The following is a 17494-nucleotide window of genomic DNA, read 5'->3' on the forward strand; positions in this document are numbered from 1 at the left end:
CGGTCGCCCGGAACCCCCGGGGCACCACGCACACTGGAAGACGTGCGCGCGGTGCCCCGTTCCATGCGCAGTCCCCGTCCCACCGGACGAACCACTCCACGAGACCAGACAAGGACGTCACCCCGTGGCCATCAGCGTCTTCGACCTCTTCTCCATCGGCATCGGACCGTCCTCCTCGCACACCGTCGGCCCGATGCGCGCCGCCCGGATGTTCGCCCGCCGGCTCGCCTCCGAAGGACACCTCGACCAGGTCGCCTCGCTCCGCGCCGAGCTGTACGGCTCCCTCGGCGCCACCGGCCACGGCCACGGCACCCCCAAGGCCGTCCTGCTCGGCCTGGAGAACAACTCCCCCCGCACCGTCGACGTCGACCAGGCCGACCTCGACGTCGAACGGATCCGCGCCGCCAAGCGGCTCAACCTGCTGGGCCGCCACGAGATCGCCTTCGACCCCGACACCCAGCTGATCCTGCACCGCCGCAAGGCCCTGCCCTACCACGCCAACGGCATGGCCCTGTGGGCCTACGACGCGGCCGGGGAGGTGCTCCTCGAAAAGACCTACTACTCCGTCGGCGGCGGCTTCGTGGTCGACGAGGACGCGATCGGCCAGGCCCGGGTCAAGCCCGACGACACCGTGCTGCGCCACCCCTTCCGCACCGGCGAGGAACTGCTCCGCCTGACCCGGGAGACCGGCCTGTCCATCTCCGGCCTGATGCTGGAGAACGAGAAGGCCTGGCGCACCGAGGCCGAGATCCGGGCCGGGCTGCTCGAAATCTGGGACGTCATGAAGGAGTGCGTCGCCGCCGGCATGTCCCGCGAGGGCATCCTCCCGGGCGGCCTCAAGGTCCGCCGCCGCGCCGCGTCCGCCGCCCGCGCCATGCGCGCGGAGGGCATCGGCCCCGGCAACGCGATGGAATGGGTCACCCTCTACGCGATGGCCGTCAACGAGGAGAACGCCTCCGGCCGCCGCGTCGTCACCGCCCCCACCAACGGCGCCGCCGGCATCATCCCCGCCGTCCTGCACTACTACCTGAACTTCATCCCTGGCGCCGACGAGGACGGCATCGTCCGCTTCCTCCTCGCCGCAGGCGCCATCGGCATGCTCTTCAAGGAGAACGCCTCCATCTCCGGCGCCGAGGTCGGCTGCCAGGGCGAAGTCGGCTCCGCCTGCTCCATGGCCGCGGGCGGCCTCGCCGAAGTCCTCGGCGGCACCCCCGAACAGGTCGAGAACGCCGCCGAAATCGGCATCGAGCACAACCTCGGCCTCACCTGCGACCCCGTCGGCGGCCTCGTCCAGATCCCCTGCATCGAACGCAACGGCATGGCCTCCGTCAAAGCCGTCACCGCCGCCCGCATGGCCCTCCGCGGCGACGGCCGCCACCACGTCTCCCTCGACAAGGCCATCAAGACCATGAAGGAGACCGGCGCCGACATGAAGATCAAGTACAAGGAAACCTCACGCGGCGGCCTCGCCGTCAACGTCATCGAGTGCTGACCCCCACCACCCCAGCCCACTCCACCCCCCTCGCCGCCCCAAGCAGCCAGGGGGGCTCCGCAGGGACCCCGACCCTCTCGGTGATCACTCGCGGGCTCCCCAACAGCACTTCCCTCAGCGCCACCGAAAGCTCCCCGCAGGGGGCTTCCCCAGCTGCAACCAGGCCCGCCCCACGCAACCCCGCCGACTCCGGGCTTCTGCCGCCGGAAGCCCCCGCAGGGACCCCGGCCCTCTCGGTGATCACTCGCGGGCTCCCCAACAGCACTTCCCTCAGCGCCGCCGAAAGCTCCCCGCAGGGGGCTTCCCCAGCTGCCACCAGGCCTGCCCCACACAACCCCGCCGACTCCGAGCTGCCGCCGTAAGCTCCCCACAGGGGCTTCCCGAACTGCCGCTGCGCTGGCCGCACGACGCACGGGAGACTCCGGGCTGCCGCCGGAGGCTCCCGCAGGGGCCCCCGGCCTTCTCGGTGATCGCTCGCGGGTTGCCCGGCAGAACTCTTCCGATTCCGCCAGAAGCTCCCCGCAGGGGCTTGGCAGGCGGGCTTCCGCGGTTGCCGCCAGGCCTGCCGCACGACGCCCCGCCGGCTCCGGGCTGCTGCCAGAAGCTCCCCGCAGGGGCTCGGCAACCCTGCCGCCCGCCGGAAGCCCCCGGCAGGTGGGCTTCCCCGGCTGCCGCCGGGCCTGCCCCGCGACGCCCCGCCGACTCCGGGCTGCCGCCGGAGGCTCCCGCAGGGGCCCCCGGCCTTCTCGGTGATCGCTCGCGGGCTCCCCAGCAGCACTTCCCTCAGCGCCGCCGGAAGCTCCCCGCAGGGGCCCGGCAGGCGGGCTTCCCCAGCGACCGCCAGGCCTGCCCCGCGACGCCCCGCCGACTCCGGGCTGCCGCCGGAGGCTCCCGCAGGGGCCCCCGGCCTTCTCGGTGATCGCTCGCGGGTTTGCCCGGCAGCACTTCCCCGACTCCACCAGAAGCTCCCCTCAGGGGCTTGGCAGGCGGGCTTCCCCAGCGACCGCCAGGCCTGCCCCGCGACGCCCCGCCGGCTCCGGGCTGCTGCTGGGAGCTCCCCGCAGGGGCTTCGCGTCGGTCCGGGGGTTCGGCCATAGCTAGAAGGTCCCGGTTCGGGGGACCTCTGGAGGCTGTTGGTGCGTGTCCGGATTATGAGATGATTTAGAGGTGGCCTGAGATCCTAAGGCTTAACTAAGGATCGGCCTTGGTTTCGACTTGTTTTTAGGGTCGCGGCGTGCGATAGTTATGCGTGCAGGGCGTTACAGCCCGGCCACTTCCATCCGGCGGCACGCACCCCCTTGGCTGCCGGATGACGCGCAGGGGCCCCGGACCGCGAACAACCGCGGACAGGGGCCCCGCATCGTTTTCCAAAAAAAATCCGAGCAAAAAGGATCAGACTCGGGTCCGCACCTCGAACCAGACGCCCTTGCCGCGTGGCAGCAGGTCCGCTCCCCAGCGGTCGGCGAGTTCGTTGACCACTTGTAGGCCGTGGCCGTTCTGGTAGCCGATCTCGGGGGCGAGTATCAAGCAGGGCATCGCCCGCGAGGAGTCCCGGACTTCGATCCGCAGCCAGCCGGGCCGCCTGATCAGTTTGAGTCCGATCATTCGCCCGCCGGCATGTCGCACGGCGTTGGCGACCAGTTCCCCGGTGAGCAGCTCCCCGACTTCCAGCAGATGGTGGAGCTTCCAGGACTGTAAGACCGAGAGCACCAGCCGCCGCGCGACCCCGGCCGACTCCGGCCGGGAGGGCAGTCGCACCTCTTCCGCGACGTCGGCATCGCGGAGCACGCCCAGGAAGGCGTGCTCCATCTCGTCCGCGGTCATCCGTTCCAGTTCGGCGAGCACGACCGCGGTGCCGGCTCCTGACGAGCCGTCACCGCGGGTGTCGACCAATGGAAGTGATGCCTGTTCCGCTTCGCCCCATCCCGCCATGGCGCCCATCATTGCGGAACGTGGGCAGCCGCGTACGGACAATGAGCAAACGATCACCGCACATTTGGCATATGCCGTCAGCAACCGAACAGGCGCCCGACGATCACCACTGCGACCAGTTGAGGTTCCAGCCGCCGAGCCCGTTGACCGGGTCGACCACCGCGCCCTTGGAGTTGACCACCGTGATCACGTCGCCGACCAGCGTGGAGGCGTAGAACTTGCCCGCGGGGCTGCTCGCGCTGCCGCCCTGGGTGTCGGTCAGGCCGATGCAGCCGTGGCTGCCGTTGGAGCGGCCGATGACGCCCGCGCCCCAGTAGTTTCCGTGCACGTAGGTGCCGGTGTCGGTCAACCTGATGGCATGCGGAACCACCAGATCGTATTCGTCGCCGGATCCTGCCTTGGTGACGCCGGCGGAGGTCATCCGGGTGGTGCCCTCCATGCCCTCGACCACCATGGAGCCGCTCCAGGTCTCGTAGCCGGGCTTGCCGGCGGTGAACGGGATGGAGTCGGTCTGCTGGCCGTCGCGGACGACCGTCATGCGGTGGGTGTTGACGTCGGCGGTGGAGATCTGGGAGCGGCCGATGGTGAACGGCTCGTCCTTGTCGACGCCGCCGTACACGCCGGGCGCGGTCTCCACGTCCTTGAGCTTGTAGTGGACGGTGACCTTGGTGTTGGGGTTCCAGTACTTCTCGGGGCGGAAGTCCAGCCGCTTGTCGTTGAACCAGTGGCCCTTGACCACGGTGCCGTCGTTGGCCTCGAAGGTGATGCCGGCCAGCACCGCGTCCTTGTTCTTCACCGCCCGGTTGAACCGGACCGAGACGATCATGCCGACGCCGTACTGCTCGTTGTCGGCGATGTTGTCGCTGACGCCCGCGTCCTTCTCGGGGGTGAGGGTGGAGAAGGTGGAACGCGCGTTGGCGACCACGCCCTGGGAGTCCTCGGCGAGCGCGTCCACCGTGTAGGCGGTGGATATCTTGAGGTTGCCGGACGGCGCCCAGCCGGTGCCGTCGGAGGTGAGCGCGCCGGGCACCTCGACCCCGTCGGGGCCGGTGACCTTGACGGAGGTCAGCTTGCCGCCGGTGGCCGCGACCTTGACCGCGCCGGTGGTCTTGACGTCGGTGGCGTTGTTGGCGGGTTCGATGGCGATGGTCGCGGCCGACACGGTCGGCTTGGCCGAACTGGCCGCCGCCGCGGGGCTGTCGGCCTTGGCCGGGTTTGTGCTGCAGCCGGCCGTGGCCATCAGCACCAGGGCACCTGCGAGCGCCCCCACCGCGTAACCCCCGCGTATAGCCTTCACGTTCCTGCTCTCCCCAACACCCTGCCTGTCGGCTGACAGGTCTTTCGGTTGATATGACGGGTCGAACACGGAAAACGTTGCGCGCCAAGTGTCCCGGTACGGTCACGAACGGCCGACGGCCCGGCGATCAAAAGATCACCGGGCCGTCACTGCCGATCGACCGGCGCGGGTTACCACTGGCTCCACGGGATGGTCCAGCCGCTCAGACCGTTGTCCCCGGCGACCGTCTTGCCGTTCTTGGAGTTCACGATCTTGACCACGTCGCCGACCATCGACGAGTTGAAGTACTTGCCGGCGCTCGAACTGTCGCTGCCGCCCTTGGCGTCGGCGAGGCCCACGCAGCCGTGGCTGGCGTTCGACTTGCCGAACGCGTCGCCCCAGTAGTTGCCGTGCACATAGGTGCCGGAGGTGGTCAGCCGCATCGCGTGCGGCACGTCCGGGACGTCGTACTCCTTGCCCTTGATGTTGGACACCGTGGCGGAGTTCATCCGGGTGACCTTCTCCTTGGTGGCGATCACCATGGTGCCGTTCCAGGACGGGTTCTGGTCGTCGCCCGCCGTGATCGGAATGGTCTGGTTGTCGTTGCCGCCCCGCGAGACCGTCATCATGTGGGTCGCGGCGTCCACCGTCGAGACCTGGTAGCGGCCGATGGTGAACGGCTCGTCCTTGTCCACGTCGCCGTACATGTCGGGCGCGATCTCGACGTTCTTCAGCCGGTACTTCACCGTCACCTTGGTGCCGGGCTTCCAGTACTTCTCCGGCCGGAAGTCCAGCCGGGAGTTGCCGAACCAGTGGCCCTTGGCCACCGTGCCGTCCGAGCCCTCGACGGTGATGCCGGCCAGCACGGCGTCCTTGTTCTTGACGGCCTTGCTGAAGTTCACCGAGACGATCATGCCGACGCCGTACTGGCCGTTGTCGGCGATGTTGTCGTTGGTGGCGACCTTCTTGGCCGGCGTCAGCGTGGTGAAGGTGGTGGTGGAGGCGGCCACCAGGCCGGCCGAGTCGGTCGCCTGCGCGTTCACCGTGTACGTGGTGCCGACCGTCAGCTGCTCGGTGGGCTTCCAGCTCAGGCCGTCGGCGGCGATCTCGCCGGACACCGCCTTTCCGTTCTTGTCGGTCACCGCGACCGTGGTCAGCTTGCCGCTGGCCACCGTCACCTGGAGGCCGTCCTTGGGCGCCACGTCGTTCGCGCCGTCGGCCGGCGTGACCGTCAGCTGAGCGGTCGACACCTTCGGCGCCGCGTCCGAGGAGGACGAGGAACCGCCGCCGCTGCCGCCCTTGGCGTCGCCCGAACCGCCGCCGCTGCTGCAGGCCGTACCGAGCAGCAGGACACCACCCACCAGCACGGCCGTCGCGGCCCGGCGCGCCCGCCGCCCGCCCCCGACTATTCCGGCCTCGGCCTTCTGAACCGCCTTCACCGCGCTGCTCCCCTCCGGTATGCACAGCCCACCGCGTTCCCGACCGTGTCGGGCGCGCGCGGGTCAGGATAACCGGCGAAGCTGAGTGAATCTTCCGAGGGAGCCGGGTGCCGGTTCAGTGAACTGCGGCCGACCGCCCGACCGTCCACTGCGACCACGGCAGGTTCCAGCCGTTCAGGCCGTTGTCGGGCGAGACCCGGTCGCCGTGCGAGCCGCGCACCTCCACCACGTCACCGACCAGGGTGTGCTGGTAGAGCCAGCCGGCCGGGGTGCCGGCGTCGCCGTCGCTGGTGTCGGCCAGGCCGATGCAGCCGTGGCTGGTGTTGGCGGCCCCGAACACCCCGCGGTCGGTCCAGTAGTTGCCGTGCACGAAGGTGCCGGAGGTGGTGAGCCGCAGCGCGTGCGGGACGTCCTTGATGTCGTACTCGTCGCCGAGGCCGACGGTCTGCGAGTTCATCCTGGTCACCTCGAAGCGCTCGGAGACCACCATGGTGCCCAGGTAGGTGGAGTGCTCGGGGCTGCCGCCGCTGACCTCCAGGGTGCGCAGCAGGCGTCCGTCCTGGCGGACCGTCATGGTGTGCCGGTCCAGGTCGACGGTGGCGATCAGCGCGCGGCCGACGGTGAAGTGGACGTCCTTGTTCTGGGTGCCGAGGTAGCCGGGCGCGGCCTCCACGTCCTTGAGCCGCAGCCCCAGGGTGACTCTGGTGCCGGGCGGCCAGAAGGCGTGCGGGCGGAAGTCGAGGCGCTGGTCGCCGAACCAGTGCCCGGCGATCTCCTGCGGCGGCTCGGCGGTGACGGAGACGGCCCGTTCCACGGCGGACCGGTTCTCGACCGGGCGGGAGAAGCGCAGCGACACGGGCATGCCGACGCCGACGGTGGAGCCGTCCTCGGGGGTGAAGAAGGCGACGACGGTGCGGTCGGGCGGCACCGTGGCGAACCGGACGCGCTGGACGGCGCGCAGCCCGTCGGCGTCCTCGGCTGTGGCGTCCAGGCTGTAGGCGGTGGCGCCGGTGAGCCGGGCGTCGGGCGTCCAGCCGGTGGCGTCGTCGCTGAGCGTGCCGGGCACCCGGGCGCCCTTGTCGTCGGTCAGCCTGACGTCCAGCAGGCGGCCCTGGGCGACCGTCACCTTGACCGCGCCGTCCAGCGCGACGTCCTGCGCGCCGTCGGCGGGGCCGATCGTGAGCCGGGCGCGGGACGGCGGTCCGGCGTCGCCCAGGCCGAACACGCCGGAGCAGCCGGTCAGCAGGACCAGTCCGGCCACGGCCGCCCGCCGGGCCCAGCGCCGTACCGCGGCGTGCATGCCGTCCTCCCGCTGTCGTGCGAAACCACCCGCCGGGCACAACGACCGATCGCACTCCCCGGACACGATCGGATGGTTTCCCCACCGGGCCGCGCCGGGCACAGGATTGATCACGGTGCGTCACACATTCCGACCCGGGGTGACGGGCGGCGTCGCGCAGGGAACAACCGGAAGAACGGGGACGAGCCCCCGGATGGCTGGGAGGGTCGCCATGACAGCGTGGCAGGAGCGGGGTGCGGGCACGTCCCGGGAGGCACGACCGGCCGCCCGGCCGAACGGTTCGGCGCCCCGGCCCGCCCCGGCGCCGCCCTGGCCGGGCAGCTGGCAGCCGCTGGGCGCCCGGTTCCGCACCGACGGCGAGGGCGGCCGGGGCACCAACTTCGCGCTCTGGGCGCCGGGCGCGGAGGCGGTCGAGCTGTGCCTGTTCGACGACCGCGGCCAGGAGAGCCGGCACCGGCTGACCGAGCAGACGTACCAGACCTGGCACGGCTACCTGCCGGGCGTGCTGCCCGGCACCCGCTACGGCTTCCGGGTGCACGGCCGGTGGGACCCGTGGACGGGCGCCCGGCACAACCCGGCGAAGCTGCTGCTCGACCCGTACGCCCGCGCCATCGACGGCGGCTGCGTCACGCACGACGCGGTGAGCTCGGCCGTCCGCCACTGGCCGGAGCGGGACGTCGCGGACACCGTCCGGGACGACCGGGACTCGGCGCCGTACGTGCCCAGGGCGGTGGTGGTGCACGACGCCGACGACTGGTACGACGACCAGCGCCCGAAGACGCCGTGGGCCGAGACGGTGCTGTACGAGCTGCACGTGCGCGGCTTCACCAAGCGCCACCCCGACATCCCGCCCGGGCTGCGCGGCACCTACGCGGGCCTGGCCCACCCGGCGGCGATCGCGCACCTGACCGGGCTGGGGGTGACGGCGGTGGAGCTGCTGCCGGTCCACCATCACGTCAGCGAGGACCACCTCCAGCAGCGCGGCCTGGTCAACTACTGGGGCTACAACACGCTCGGCTTCTTCGCCCCGCACGCGGGCTACTCGTCCTCCGGCAGCCGGGGCCAGCAGGTCGGCGAGTTCAAGCGGATGGTGCGGGCGCTGCACGCGGCGGGCATCGAGGTGATCCTCGACGTGGTGTACAACCACACCGCCGAGTCGGGCGTGATGGGCCCGGCGCTGTCCTTCCGCGGCATCGACAACGCCGGCTACTACCGGCTGGACCGCTCCCGCCGCGGCTACGCCGACTACACCGGCTGCGGCAACACCCTGGACACCCGCCGCCCGCAGGTGATCCGGCTGATCACCGACTCGCTGCGCTACTGGGTCGCGGAGATGGGCGTGGACGGCTTCCGCTTCGACCTGGCGGCGGCGCTGGCCCGCGGCAGCGACGCGGTGGAGATGGAGCACCCGTTCCTGGCCGCCGTGTCGCAGGACCCGCTGCTCAGCCGGGTCAAGCTGATCGCCGAACCGTGGGACGTCGGCCCGGGCGGCTACCAGCTGGGCGGCTTCCCCCCGCTGTGGGGCGAGTGGAACGACCGCTACCGGGACACCGTGCGCGACTTCTGGCGCGGCGCCCGGCCGGACGTGCGCGAGCTGGCCACCCGGATCGCGGGCTCCTCCGACCTGTACCAGCGCGGCGGCCGGCGCCCCTACGCCTCCGTCAACTACGTGACCTCGCACGACGGTTTCACCCTGCGCGATCTGGTCTCCTACGACCGCAAGCACAACCTGGCCAACGGCGAGGACAACCGGGACGGCACCGACGACAACCGGTCCTGGAACCACGGCGCGGAGGGCGACACCGACGACCCGGCGATCCGCGAGCTGCGGGTGCGCCAACTGCGCAACCTGCTGACCACCCTGCTGCTGTCCAGCGGCGTACCGATGCTGACGGCGGGCGACGAACTCGGCCGCACCCAGCACGGCAACAACAACGCGTACTGCCAGGACAACGAGACCGGCTGGCTGGACTGGTCGCTGCTGGACGACCCGGGGTGGCGCTCGCTGGCCGAGCTGACGGCCCGGCTGATCCGGCTGCGCCGCGCCCACCCGGTGCTGCGGCAGCGGGCGTTCTTCTCCGGCCGCCCGGCCGGGCCCGACGGGCCGCGCGACCTGAGCTGGTTCACCCGGGACGGGCGGGAGATGACCGAGGCGGACTGGTTCGCCCCGGGCCACGCGCTGGCCCTGCGGCTGTCCGGCACCGCGATGGCCGAGCGCGACCAGCAGGGCCGGGCGGTGCACGACGCGGACTTCCTGCTGCTGCTCAACGCCGGCCCCGAGCCGCGGCACTTCACCCTGCCCGGCCCGCACCGCCCGCTGATCGACACCGCCCTGGCCGGCGCGCCGGCGCCGGAGCCGGTCACCGGGATCACCCTGACCGCCCGCTCGACCGTGCTGCTCACGGCATGACGGCATGACGGGAGGCCCGGGCGCCGGCCCGGGCCTCCCGTTCGACCGGCCGTCAGACCCGGTCGGCGACGATCATCAGGTAGTGGAAGCTGCCTTCCTTGTACGCCGTCAGGAACGGGTCCTCGATGCCGGTGGCCACCGAGGACTGCGCGCGCAGCTCCCAGTACGGGATGGTGTCGGCGGTCAGGTCGACCACGCTGATCGGCACCAGGTTGTTGGCGGCCAGCGCCTTGAAGTACTGGCTGCGCGGGTGGATGTTGCAGATGTAGTGCTCGTCGATCCGGCTGACGGCCTTCGAGCGCAGGCCCATCACGTCGTTGGAGCAGCCGGTGATGCAGACGTAGCGGCCGCCGGGGGCGAGCAGCCGGGAGAACTCGCCGAACGCCTCGAACAGGTCCACGTACATGGTGGTCTCGTTGGTCCAGATCGCCCGGCGGGAGGCGGTCTGGAAGCCGGTGTCCAGCATGTTGCGGAAGTGGAAGCGGACCCGGTCGGCGATGCCGCGCTCGTGCGCCTGCCCGTTGGCGAACGCCACCTGCTGCTCGGAGATGGAGACGCCGTCCACCTCGCAGCCGAACCGCAGGTTGGCCATGATGCTGGTGCCGCCGCGGCCGGAACCGGCGTCCAGCAGCGCGTCGGTGGGCGCGATGTCGCCGAGGTGGTCGAGCAGCACGTCCGCCTGGGCGGTCTCCAGCCGGTGCATCTCCTTGATCATGCGCTCGTCGCGGGTCTGGTCCGGGCCCTCGAACACCGACGGGTCGACCGGGCCGAGGCCGTAGTGGTGGTGGTAGAGGCCGTCGACCTCACCGAGCTTGATGTTGACCGGGTCCTTCTCCAGGTTCCAGTAGTTGGCGACCGACTTCTGGAACGCGGTGCGCAGCACGTTGGTGGCGCTCGGGACGGTGGTGGTCATGTACGGCGTGCTCCTCAACTGGCGGTGGACGATGGTCAGTCGGTCTGGTAGCGGGCGCTGCCCGCATGCCACTCGCGGTTGCCGCCGACCCAGGCCCAGGTGCCGGCCAGGAAGCGGCGCAGCTCGGGCGAGCCGGTCAGGGCGAGGGCGGAGGCCTCGGCCTCGAAGGTGTGCATCAGTTCGTCGTGGATCGCCACGCTCTGCTGGACGGCCTCCTCCAGCGAGCAGCCCTCCTCGGTGGCGATCAGCATCGGCAGGCTGAAGTCGCTGGGGTCTTCCTTGCCCATCGAGTACAGGTCGTTCATCAGCACGGTGGCGGTGCCGGCCAGGTTGAAGGTGCGGCGCACGGCGGGGTCGGCGAACTCGGCCTGCGGCACCTCGTAGCCGGCGATCGCGTCGACCAGCACCATGCACGGGATGAAGGAGTTCTCGTGCCGGTGCATCAGGTACTCCCACACCGGCGGGCGGTGCCCGGTGGTGTGCCACATGCCTTCCTGGCCGTACGCCACGAACATGATCGCCAGCTCGTGCCGCAGCCGCCGGACCTGGTTCCAGCTGGCGTACGCGGCCAGGTCGCCGAGGGCGGAGCGGAGCGCCATGGCGACCGGGTCGCGCTGGACGTTCTCCTCCAGCTGGGGGGCGTAGCGCAGCGGCAGTTGGGCCTGGTCGATGACGGAGTGGCAGATCGCCAGGCGCTGGCCGATCACCTCGTGCCGGGGTTCCTCGACCTCGCCGTCCACCACGTGGTCGTCCACCGACCATTCGGCCAGGCCGCACTTGGCGGCGGCGAGCAGCCGGTCGGGGTCGTCGGTCTCGGGGTGGGCGAGCATCATCAGCCGGCCGAAGTTGGCCTTGCGCAGCATGTCGGTGCGGCCGGGGTAGATGCCGATCCGCTCGGCCCACTCGATCAGCCGCTCGTTGACCAGGTCGCCGAGCGCCGGGTCGTCGCGCATCGCGGGCGGGCAGTACAGCGCGGGGGCTTTGCCGTTGGTGATCGGCCGGGCGGCGGGGGCGTCCCGGACGATGTCGCCGGTAGCCCGGTGGGGGACGGTCGGGCGGTGCGTCAGCAGGCCGCTGGTGCCGAGGCCGGTGGGGCCGGGGGCGTGCCAGGTGAGCCGGCCGGGGGCGGGGCGCTCGGGGTGGGTGAGGATGGCGGAGACCAGCGCCGCCAGCTCGTGGGTGCCGTGCGGGGCGAGCGTCCGGGTGAGCAGTGAGGGCATGTCGGGGTCGTCTTTCGGCGTGGGGCGGTCAGGACCGGGGGTGGTCGACCTCGACGTTCTCCAGCACGCCCAGCGCGTCGGGGACCAGAATCGCGGCGGAGTAGTACGTCGAGACCAGGTAGTTGACGACGGCCTTCTCGTCGATGCCCATGAAGCGGACGTTCAGGCCGGGCTCGACCTCGTCGGGGATGCCGACCTGGGTGAGGCCGACCACGCCCTGGTTGTGCTCGCCGGTGCGCATCGCGAGGATCGAGGTGGTGCCGCCGCGGACCGGGATCTTGCCGCAGGGCAGCAGCGGGACGCCGCGCCAGGCGGGCACCCGGTGGCCGTGCACCTCGGCGGTGGAGAAGTAGACGCCGCGCCGGTTGGCCTCGCGGCCGAACGCGGCGATCGCCTTCGGGTGCGCGAACAGGTAGTCGGTGTCGCGGCGCATCGCGAGCAGCTCGTCCAGATCGTCGGGGGTGGGTGCGCCGGAGTGGGTCTGGATCCGCTGGTCGAAGGCGCAGTTGGAGAGCAGCCCGAAGTCGGGGTTGTTGACGATCTCGTGTTCCTGGCGCTCGCGCAGCGCCTCGATGGTCAGCTGGAGCTGCTCCTGGGTCTGGTCCATCGGCTTGTTGTAGAGGTCGGCGACCCGGCTGTGCACCCGAAGGACCGTCTGGGCGACGCTCAACTCGTATTCGCGGGGGCCGAGTTCGTAGTCCACGAAGGCGGTGGGCAGGCCGTACTCGCCGTGGTGGCCGGCCGACATGCCGATCTCGGCCTCGCCGTGCTCGTTCTGTTCGGCGGCCTGCCCGGCGAGGAAGAGCGCGATCTGTGCCTGGAGGGCCGGGGAGCGGTCCACGATCTCCTGGAAGGCCGGCCAGGGCAGCGACATGGCGGTGCCGGCGGTGGCGGCCTTCACGCTGTACGGCCAGCGCCCGTCGGGGAGGTTGAGCGCCTCGTCGCCGAGGTGGTCGCCGTCGGCGTGCACGGCGAGCACGGTGTCGTCGCCGTACTTGCCGGTGCCGATCCGCTCGACCTTGCCGTGCGCGATCAGGAACACCTCGTTGATCGGGGTGCCCTGCTGAACCAGGACCTCGCCGGCGCTGAAGCCGCGCTGGACGAAGCGCCCGGCGAGCTCGTTCAGTACCGCGTGGTCCGCGAAGCCGCGCAGCGCCGGGACTTCGCGCAGGGTGGGCGCCGCCACCTTGACCTCCCGGCCGGTCTGCACGAAGGACACCCGGCCGCGGCCGACGGCGTAGGAGAGCCGCCGGTTGACCCGGTAGGTGCCGGCCGAGACGTGGACCCAGGGCAGCTTGCGCAGCAGCCAGCGTGAGCTGATCTCCTGCATCTGCGGCTTGGACTTGGTCGTGGTGGCGAGGTTGCGCGCCGCCGCGGTGCTCAGGCTCTGCTGGGCCGGGGCCTGGACTTCGGGGGCGTGCTCGGTCTCGACCGACATGCGGGTCTCCTGGCTGCTCCGGTGATCCACGGCGATCACTTCGGCCCAGATCAGACACCGCGGTGCCGGGGGGCCTGCAAGGAGGCGCTCGTGGTGTGCCGTTGGCCGAAGTGCGCCCCATCACGCCGGGCCCCGAGGGTTGTGCGCCCCTTGCGCCAGGGGGCTCCCAGCAGCGGCGCGCGGCGCCCCGAGCGACCCGAACGGCGCAATGGGGAGCGCCGTGAACAGGGCTGACGCCCCGTCCGGCCTGGCCGGATCTCGCCGACAGGGGCAAAAAACCGGATGAGAAATGTCGGTGGCAGCGCCTACCCTCTCGCCGATGGCCGAGAACCAGAACCCCGCTCCGCCCACCCCCGCGGATTCGAACACTCCGTCAACGGACCACACCGAAAGTTCACCCGCATCGGTTCCCCGATCGCCGGTGCGGTCCCTGCTGCGCCTGTGGCCGTACGCCCGCGAGGCCCGCTGGCGGATCTTCGGCTCGATGGCCGCCGCCGGGCTCGCCTCGCTCAGCGTGCTGGCCGTGCCGATCGTGCTGCGCAAGATCGTGGACGGGCCGGTCGCCCACCACGACCTGGCCGGGCTGTGGCCGCTCGCCGTCGCCCTGCTGCTGCTCGGCTTCGCCGAGGCCGGCCTGTTCGGCATCCGCCGGATCATCGTGGCCCGCCCGCTGGCCAAGGTGGAGGCCAGGATGCGCGGCGACCTGTTCGCCAAGCTCCAGCGGCTGCCGATCTCCTTCCACGACCGCTGGCCGTCCGGGCAGCTGCTCTCCCGGGCCACCTCGGACCTGTTCGTGATGCGGCTGTTCCTGGCCTTCCCGCTGGTCTTCCTGGTGGTCAACTCCACCGTCTTCCTGACCGGCACCGCGCTGATGTTCGCGCTGGACTGGCGGCTCGCCCTGATCACCCTGATCCCGGCGATCCCGCTGATGATCTACACCCGCCGCTTCGAGGCCGGGTACTCGGCCGCCTCCCGGCTCGCCCAGGACCAGAACGGCGACCTCGCGACCGTGCTCGAGGAGTCGGTGCTCGGCATCCGCATCCTCAAGGCCTTCGGCCGGCACCGCACCATGGCCGAGGAGTTCCGCGGCCACAGCGCCGCCCTGCGCGACACCGAACTCCGCAAGGCCGGGCTGCTGGGCGACCTGTGGGCGGTCATCGTCGGCCTGCCCGAACTCGCCCTCGGCGGCGCCCTCGCCACCGGCGTCGTGCTGGTCGCCCACGACGAACTCTCGGCCGGCACCCTGGTCGCCTTCCTCTCCACCGCGCTCGCCCTGCGCTGGCCGGTCGAGTCGATCGGCTGGCTGCTCGGCTTCGCCGCCGAGGCCGCCAGCGCCACCAACCGCTACTTCGAGGTGATGGACGAACCGGAGCCCGCCGACCCCCCGTCCGGTGACACCCCGTCGGACGACCGCGGCATCCGCTTCACCGGCGTCCGCTTCCGCTACCCCGACGCCCCGGCGGGCACCCCCGACCTGCTGGCCGGCATCGACCTGCACATCCGCCCCGGCGAGACGCTCGCCCTGGTCGGCGCCACCGGCAGCGGCAAGACCACCCTCACCGCGCTGCTCCCCCGCCTGTACGAGCCCACCGCCGGGTCGATCACGCTGGACGGCACCGACATCCGCGACCTGCCACGCGAGGAGCTGCGCCGCGAGGTCGCCGTCGCCTTCGAGGAGCCCACCCTGTTCTCCGCCACCGTCCGGGAGAACGTGCTGATGGGCGCCCCGAACGCCGACCCGGAACAGCTCGCCCGCGCCCTCGACACCGCGCAGGCCGGCTTCGTCGACCGGCTCCCCGAGGGCCTGGACACCGAGGTCGGCGAGCAGGGCCTGAGCCTGTCCGGCGGCCAGCGCCAGCGCCTCGCGCTGGCCCGCGCCGTGGTCGGCGAACCCCGCTTCCTGGTCCTCGACGACCCGCTGTCCGCGCTCGACGTGCACACCGAGGCACTGGTGGAACGCGCCCTGCGGCGGGTCCTCGCGGACACCACCGCGCTGGTCGTCGCGCACCGCCCGTCCACCGTGCTGCTGGCCGACCGGGTCGCGCTGCTCGCCGACGGGCGGATCACCGCCGTCGGCACCCACCAGGAACTCCTGGAGTCCTGTCCCGCCTACCGGGCCCTGATGTCCGGCGAATCCGAACTGGAAGGGGCGCTGGCCCGATGACCACCGCCGTCGCCGAACCCGCCGTCGAAGAGGACGACCTGGTTCCCGCGGCCGCCGACGACCAGGACATCCCCGTCCCGCCCGGCGCCCCCCGCGCCCTGCTCGGCTCACTGCTCGCCCCGCACCGCCGCCGGATCGCCGTCGCCGTGCTCGCCGTCCTGCTCCAGCAGGCCGCCCTGCAGGCCGGACCCCTCCTGGTCGCCTACGCCATCGACCGCGGCATCCCCGCGCTGCGCGACCACGACTCCGGCCCGCTGATCGCCGTCACCGCCGCCTACCTGGCCTGCGCGCTGGTCGCCACCCTGCTGCAACGTTCCTTCATCCGGCTCGCGGCCCGGATCAACCAGGACATCCTGCTGGACCTGCGCGGCCGGATCTTCAAGCACGCGCAGCGGCTCAGCCTGGACTTCCACGAGCGCTACACCTCCGGCCGGATCATCTCCCGCGCCACCAGCGACGTGGACACCCTGCGCGAACTGCTCGCCGAGGGCCTCCAGGAACTCCTGATGGTCTGCCTGTCGGTCGGCTACATCACCGTGGTGCTGATCCTGATGGACTGGCGCCTGGGCCTCGCCGCGCTGGTGTCCTTCCTGCCGATGTACCTGATCATCCGGTCCTTCCGGCGCCGCTCCCAGCAGGTCTACCGCCGCTCCCGCACCGCGGTGGCCGCGCTGATCGTCCGCTTCACCGAAACCATGAACGGCATCCGCCCGGTCCAGGCGTTCCGCCGCGAACGGGCCAACAACAAGGCGTTCGACACCGTCAACCAGCAGTCCGCCACCGCCACCGCGGACGGCCTGCTGGAGATGGCCCGGTACGTCTTCCTGTCCCGGATCACCGCCAACACCTGGATCACCGCCGTGGTCGTCCTCGGCGCGCTGCTGGTCAGCGACGGCAGCCTCGAACTCGGCGTCCTCACCGCCTTCGTGCTGTACCTGCGCCGCCTCTACGACCCGATCGACCAGCTGGCGATGTTCCTGAACAGCTACCAGTCGGCCGCCGCCGCCCTGGAGAAGATGGCCGGCCTGCTCGCCCACGAGCCCTCCGTCCCCGAACCCGCCGAACCCTCCCCGCTGCCCGCCGCCACCGGCAAGGGCCGCGAAGTCGCCTTCCGCGAGACCCGGTTCGCCTACGCCAACGGCAAGGAGGTGCTGCCCGAGTTCGATCTCGTCCTCCCCGCCGGCCGGACCACCGCCGTGGTCGGCGCGACCGGCGCCGGCAAGTCCACCCTGGCCAAGCTGCTCGCCCGCTTCTACGACCCCACCGCCGGCGCCGTCACCCTCGACGGCGTCGACCTCCGCGACCTCACCACCGCCGACCTGCGGTCCGCCGTCGTGATGGTCACCCAGGAGTCCTTCCTGTTCTCCGGCACGGTCGCCGAGAACATCGCGGTCGGCAAGCCGGACGCCACCCGGGCCGAGATCGAGGCCGCGGCCCGCGCGATCGGCGCCCACGAGTTCATCACCGCCCTCCCCGACGGCTACGACACCGACGTCCGCAAGCGCGGCGGCCGCATCTCCGCCGGCCAACGCCAACTGGTCGCCTTCGCCCGCGCCCTGCTCGCCGACCCCGCCGTCCTCATCCTCGACGAGGCCACCTCCTCCCTCGACGTCCCCGGCGAACAGGCCGTCCAGCACGCCATGCGGACCGTCCTGGCCGGCCGCACCGCCGTGATCATCGCCCACCGCCTCTCCACCGTCGAAATCGCCGACCGCGTCCTCGTCATGGACCAGGGCCGCATCGTCGAGGACGGCACCCCGGCCGCCCTGATCGCCGGCGAAGGCCGCTTCGCGACGCTCCACCAGACCTGGAAGGACAGCCTGGTGTAGAGGTGCCTTCGGGGAGTCCGGGGAACGGCGGGACCGAGTCCGCCGGCGATCAGCCGGGGCAGAAGGTCCCGCCGTTCCCGG

General features: G+C 71.5%; 11 protein-coding genes. 4 read left to right on the top strand and 7 right to left on the bottom strand.

From position 1 onward, the window contains the following. Positions 1-124 precede the first annotated feature (124 nt). A complete protein-coding gene (locus ACZ6R9_RS06935) occupies positions 125-1492 on the top strand; it encodes an L-serine ammonia-lyase (protein WP_465536988.1) in 1368 nt (455 codons plus the stop codon). Between the two features lie 1392 nt (positions 1493-2884). Here ACZ6R9_RS06935 and ACZ6R9_RS06940 read toward each other — a convergent pair. From ACZ6R9_RS06940 to ACZ6R9_RS06955, 4 genes are all read right to left on the bottom strand, one after another. Next, positions 2885-3424, bottom strand: coding sequence for an ATP-binding protein (locus ACZ6R9_RS06940; RefSeq protein WP_465536990.1), 540 nt, complete (start codon positions 3422-3424; stop codon positions 2885-2887). A 103-nt stretch (positions 3425-3527) separates the two neighbouring features. Beyond that, on the bottom strand, positions 3528-4721 hold the full coding sequence (locus tag ACZ6R9_RS06945) for a L,D-transpeptidase (RefSeq protein ID WP_380482104.1): 1194 nt from the start codon (positions 4719-4721) through the stop codon (positions 3528-3530). Between the two features lie 170 nt (positions 4722-4891). Beyond that, positions 4892-6139 (bottom strand): L,D-transpeptidase, encoded by a 1248-nt coding sequence (locus ACZ6R9_RS06950; protein ID WP_380482106.1) that lies wholly within the window; start codon positions 6137-6139, stop codon positions 4892-4894. A 115-nt stretch (positions 6140-6254) separates the two neighbouring features. Further along, positions 6255-7439: a L,D-transpeptidase gene (locus ACZ6R9_RS06955; RefSeq protein WP_465536992.1), complete on the bottom strand. Its 1185-nt coding sequence runs from the start codon at positions 7437-7439 to the stop codon at positions 6255-6257. A gap of 211 nt (positions 7440-7650) precedes the next feature. Here ACZ6R9_RS06955 and glgX point away from each other — a divergent pair, with 211 nt between their 5' ends. After that, the gene (gene glgX / locus ACZ6R9_RS06960) at positions 7651-9849 is read left to right on the top strand and encodes a glycogen debranching protein GlgX (RefSeq protein ID WP_465536993.1); all 2199 of its coding nucleotides are present in this window, start codon (positions 7651-7653) and stop codon (positions 9847-9849) included. A gap of 52 nt (positions 9850-9901) precedes the next feature. On the opposite strand, the gene ACZ6R9_RS06965 is transcribed toward glgX, so the two are convergent. From ACZ6R9_RS06965 to ACZ6R9_RS06975, 3 genes are read right to left on the bottom strand one after another with little or no spacing between them, the layout of a single operon-like run. Continuing rightward, positions 9902-10762 carry a geranyl diphosphate 2-C-methyltransferase gene (locus ACZ6R9_RS06965; RefSeq protein ID WP_380482111.1) on the bottom strand — a complete coding sequence of 287 codons (861 nt, stop codon included), beginning with the start codon at positions 10760-10762 and terminating at the stop codon, positions 9902-9904. A 35-nt stretch (positions 10763-10797) separates the two neighbouring features. Then, positions 10798-11982 carry a family 2 encapsulin nanocompartment cargo protein terpene cyclase gene (locus ACZ6R9_RS06970; protein ID WP_380482113.1) on the bottom strand — a complete coding sequence of 395 codons (1185 nt, stop codon included), beginning with the start codon at positions 11980-11982 and terminating at the stop codon, positions 10798-10800. Between the two features lie 28 nt (positions 11983-12010). Beyond that, the gene (locus tag ACZ6R9_RS06975) at positions 12011-13420 is read right to left on the bottom strand and encodes a family 2B encapsulin nanocompartment shell protein (protein ID WP_465536995.1); all 1410 of its coding nucleotides are present in this window, start codon (positions 13418-13420) and stop codon (positions 12011-12013) included. Between the two features lie 319 nt (positions 13421-13739). Here ACZ6R9_RS06975 and ACZ6R9_RS06980 point away from each other — a divergent pair, with 319 nt between their 5' ends. Next, the gene (locus ACZ6R9_RS06980) at positions 13740-15584 is read left to right on the top strand and encodes an ABC transporter ATP-binding protein (RefSeq protein WP_465536996.1); all 1845 of its coding nucleotides are present in this window, start codon (positions 13740-13742) and stop codon (positions 15582-15584) included. Beyond that, on the top strand, positions 15581-17413 hold the full coding sequence (locus ACZ6R9_RS06985) for an ABC transporter ATP-binding protein (protein WP_465536997.1): 1833 nt from the start codon (positions 15581-15583) through the stop codon (positions 17411-17413). The genes ACZ6R9_RS06980 and ACZ6R9_RS06985 overlap by 4 nt, the downstream gene beginning before the upstream one ends. The last annotated feature ends 81 nt before the right edge of the window (positions 17414-17494 follow it).

This window comes from Kitasatospora sp. NPDC048662, assembly GCF_055587065.1.